Below are 3,438 nucleotides of genomic sequence, written 5' to 3' on the forward strand. Positions count from 1 at the left end.
GTCCCAGACGGTCTCCGGTCCGGTGGTCTCCCCCGCGTGCGGGACCGAGCGCAGCCCGGCGGCCCGGGCGGCGGCGAAGTGCGGCTGGAACTGCGGGCGTGGCACCCCGATCTCGGGCCCGCCGAGACCGAAGCCGACGAGCGCGTCCGGGCCGTGGTCGAGCGCGTAGGACAGCGTCGCGTCGGCGGCCGGGACTCCGCTCTCGCCGGGGATGTCGTAGATCCAGCGCATCACCAGCCCGAAGTCGCGCTCCGCGGCGACCCGGGCGTCCTCGATGGCCTCGGTGTAGGCCTCGATCGCGATGCCACGCACGACCGAGGTGTACGGCGTGCAGGTGAGCTCGGCGTACCGCAGGCGCTGCTCGAGGGCCATCTCGCGGGCCACCTCGTAGGTGAGCATCCGCACGTCCTCGGGGGTGCGGACCAGGTCCACGACGGCGAGGTAGACGTCGATGAAGTGTGCGAAGTCGCGGAACTCGAAGAACTCGCGCAACGCCTCGGGGTCGGTGGGGACCCCTGCGGCGGGGTGGCGCGCGGCCAGCTCGGCGACGATCCGCGGCGACGCGGACCCGACGTGGTGGACGTGCAGCTCGGCCTTGGGCAGGCCGGCGATGAAGTCAGTCAGGCTCACGCGCCGGAGTCTGGCAGCGAGGGGTCACCGGCGCCGAATCACTGGAGCCCGGCCACCAGGTTGGCGGCGACCTCGTCGATGGTCGCGCCGGGAACCGGCTCGCCGTCGAGCAGCACGGTCGGGGTGCCGTTGACCCCGGCCTCGGAGGCGGCGCCCGTCGCGTTGTCGACCCAGCCCTCGAAGGTGCCGCCCTCGATGCCGGCCTTGACGGCCTCCTCGGAGGCGCCCGCCGCGACGGCCTTGTCGATCAGCCAGGCGCTGCCGGGGAACTCGTCGGCCTCCTCGGACGGCTGGTCGGCGTACACCGCGTCGTGGAACGCCTTCGCGACCTCCGGCCCCTCGGCGTCGAGCACGACCGCGTAGGCGTTGGCCGCGTCCATCGAGAAGTCACCGAAGCGGCTCAGGAAGTTGACCGGGCGGTACTCGACGCGGGCGCTGCCGTCCTCGACGGCCGCGGTCAGTGCGTCACCGGCCTGGGACTCCAGCTCACCGCAGACCGGGCACAGGAAGTCCTCGTAGATCACGACCTCGTGCGCCGCGCCCTTCTCGCCGGCGACGACGCCGTACTCGGCGGTGACCCCGGCGGGAGCGGCCGCGTCGTTGCCCGTCGAGTCGCGCTGGCTCTGGATGAAGAAGCCACCGCCGATGATGATGACGATCCCCAGCACCACCGCCCCGATCGTCAGGTTGCGGCGCAGCCGCTCCTGACGCTCCTGCTCCGCCCGCAGGGCAGCAGCCCTGGCGGTGCGTTCAGCGGCCTTGTTGCGCTTCGACATCGAGTTCCCTCTCCAGATCTTCGTGCGACGTCCCCGAGCGGGTCGGGGAGATGAGTGTGTCCAGCGACCACCGGGACCGCGGTCGTACGACGAGCCACGACGAGGCCAGCAGCAGGCCCACGTCCCGGGCGATCTCGCCGGGATACTTCGACGAGGCGCCCGCGAGCTCGCCGCCACCGCCGAAGCAGCCGCACTCGATCTGCAGCCCGCGTGCCCAGGCGGAGGCGATCCCGATGATGAAGGCGACGAACAGCAGGGCCGACACCACGGCCATCGCCCGGGTCAGCAGTCCGAGCACCAGGCACAGGCCGACGACGACCTCGAGGATCGGCAGGACGTGGCCGATCGTCGGGACGACCGACTCCGGCAGCAGGTCGTAGGCCCGGACGGCCCGCACGCTTCCCGCGGGGTCGGGCAGCTTCAGCAGGCCGGCGGCGATCCAGACGCCGCCCGTGACCAGCCGTGCGACGAGCCCGATCCAGTCCTTCACGTCCCCGACCCTAGGCGGCGTGCCTGAACCGTCCCTGAGAGCAGGCGCCCGCGCGACGCGTGAGTAGTGTGACTGCCTGTGAACGAGCGACTGGTGTGGATCGACTGTGAGATGACCGGCCTCGACCTCGAGGCAGACGCCCTGATCGAGGTGGCGGCCCTGGTCACCGACTTCGACCTCAACGTGATCGGGGAGGGCATCGACGTCATCATCAAGCCCCCGCCGGAGGCGCTCGACCAGATGGTGGAGTTCGTCCGCACGATGCACGAGACGTCCGGCCTCATCCACGAGCTCGAGTCCGGGATGACGATGGCCGAGGCCGAGGAGCAGGTCCTCGCCTACATCAAGGAGCACTGCCCCGACGGCAGCCGCCCGCCGCTGGGCGGCAACACGGTGGCCACCGACCGTTCCTTCCTCGCCCGGGACATGCCCGCGCTCGAGGGCTTCCTGCACTACCGCAACGTCGACGTCTCCTCGATCAAGGAGCTCGCCCGTCGCTGGTACCCGCGCACGTACTTCGCGGCGCCGGCCAAGCGCGGCAACCACCGGGCCCTGGCCGACATCCAGGAGAGCATCGAGGAGCTGCGCTACTACCGGGAGGCGGTCTTCGTCCCGCAGCCCGGTCTCGACAGCACCGGAGCCCGCGAGATCGCGGCCCGTCACGCGGGGTCGATCACCGGACTGACGGGCGACTCCCCCGATTCCGGGACCGGCACCTGATTGCCCTACACTTCTCATCGTTCTCGCCGGTCACCGATCGTGGCGAGCAACATGGTGGGTATAGCTCAGCTGGTAGAGCGCCGCCTTGTGGTGGCGGATGTCGCGGGTTCAAGTCCCGTTACTCACCCCAGGTCCCGAAGCCCCGGCGCTCTGCGCCGGGGCTTCGTGCGTGTCCGGGCCCCCGGACGCTCAGGCGGGCAGCCGGACGGTGAACTCGGTGCCCGCGCCGGGGTCGGACTCGACCGTGATGGTGCCCCCGTGCCGCTCCACGATCGCCTTGGCGATCGAGAGGCCCAGGCCGCTGCCCTGGATCGCCCGGCCGCGCGCCGACGACGAGCGGAAGAATCGGGTGAACAGCCGGACCTGCTCGTCGGCCGGGATGCCCATGCCCGTGTCGCTGACCGTCAGCCGCACCTCGCGGTGGGCGGGGACGAGGCGGGTGCGGACCGTGCCGCCGTCCGGGCTGAACTTGACCGCGTTGCCCATCAGGTTGACCAGCACCCGCTCCAGCTGGTCGACGTCGCCGACGTAGGGCACCGCCTCGTCGGGCACGTCGTAGGAGAACTCCACGCCCGCCCGCTCGGCGACCGGGGCGACGACCTCGTGGGCGGCCTCCACGACGCTGCGCAGGTCGAGCTCCACGTGGTGGTTCTCCAGACCCCGGTCCTGCACGCGCGACAGYACGAGCAGGTCGTCGATGAGCAGCAGCAGGCGACGGCTGTTGGTGTCGATGCGGCCGACGGCGGCCCGCTGCTCCGCGGTCAGCTCGCCGAACCCACCGTCCTCGAGGAGCTCGAGGTAGCCCATGATGCTGGTGATCGG

General features: G+C 71.3%; 4 protein-coding genes, 1 tRNA gene and 1 pseudogene. 2 read left to right on the forward strand and 4 right to left on the reverse strand.

Annotated elements, in window-relative coordinates:
• The 3 genes and pseudogenes from ACXJKL_RS17375 to ACXJKL_RS17385 all read right to left on the reverse strand — a co-directional run.
• Nucleotides 1-630, reverse strand: a pseudogene (locus ACXJKL_RS17375) (adenosine deaminase); the annotation flags it as partial.
• A gap of 38 nt (nucleotides 631-668) precedes the next feature.
• On the reverse strand, nucleotides 669-1,406 hold the full coding sequence (locus tag ACXJKL_RS17380) for a DsbA family protein (RefSeq protein WP_457208269.1): 738 nt from the start codon (nucleotides 1,404-1,406) through the stop codon (nucleotides 669-671).
• On the reverse strand, nucleotides 1,381-1,896 hold the full coding sequence (locus ACXJKL_RS17385) for a MauE/DoxX family redox-associated membrane protein (RefSeq protein WP_457208270.1): 516 nt from the start codon (nucleotides 1,894-1,896) through the stop codon (nucleotides 1,381-1,383). Before ACXJKL_RS17385 ends, ACXJKL_RS17380 begins: the two co-directional genes overlap by 26 nt.
• A 90-nt stretch (nucleotides 1,897-1,986) precedes the next feature.
• Between ACXJKL_RS17385 and orn the strand changes: the two genes are divergently transcribed.
• On the forward strand, nucleotides 1,987-2,616 hold the full coding sequence (orn, locus tag ACXJKL_RS17390; RefSeq protein WP_457208272.1) for an oligoribonuclease: 630 nt from the start codon (nucleotides 1,987-1,989) through the stop codon (nucleotides 2,614-2,616).
• A gap of 54 nt (nucleotides 2,617-2,670) precedes the next feature.
• Nucleotides 2,671-2,746: transfer RNA gene (locus ACXJKL_RS17395), tRNA-His, on the forward strand.
• Between the two features lie 59 nt (nucleotides 2,747-2,805).
• Here ACXJKL_RS17395 and ACXJKL_RS17400 read toward each other — a convergent pair.
• Nucleotides 2,806-3,438 (reverse strand): sensor histidine kinase (locus tag ACXJKL_RS17400; RefSeq protein WP_457208271.1); only part of this gene is annotated, 633 nt, incomplete at its 5' end.

It is taken from the genome of Nocardioides sp. P5_C9_2, assembly GCF_054049555.1.